Below are 317 nucleotides of genomic sequence, written 5' to 3'. Positions count from 1 at the left end.
GGCCTGGACGGTGACCACGCTGGGGCTGACCCGGTCGACCAGGTCGGCGTACCCGGCCTCTGGCCGCGCCGGGGCCGGGGTGGTGGTGGTGGTGGTGCTCGGCTGGGCTGGGTTGCCCGATCCGGTCGTGCAGGCTGACAGCGCGATGGCCGCCGCCGTGATGGCACCGCAGATCTGCGCTGTTCGAGGGCTAACTGTGCTGTTCATCGCGCGAGGCTCCTCATCGTGGGGGCCAGTGCACCCGCCCAACTCGACCGGGGTGCGCGGCGCGCCGGACCCGACGGGCCGGCCGCTACCTGGCTGGCTAGCTGCCGCAA

Annotated in this window: 1 pseudogene; it reads right to left on the bottom strand. The window is 73.5% G+C overall.

What is annotated here, in order from left to right:
- Positions 1–207, bottom strand: a pseudogene (locus H5411_RS46825) (signal protein PDZ); the annotation flags it as partial.
- Positions 208–317 lie beyond the last annotated feature (110 nt).

Origin of the sequence: Amycolatopsis echigonensis, from assembly GCF_014174495.1 — a bacterium.
GTDB classification, from domain to species: Bacteria; Actinomycetota; Actinomycetes; order Mycobacteriales; family Pseudonocardiaceae; genus Amycolatopsis; species Amycolatopsis echigonensis.
Note: the sequence above shows the minus strand (reverse complement) of the source record. Positions and strands in the feature narration are given on the sequence as shown.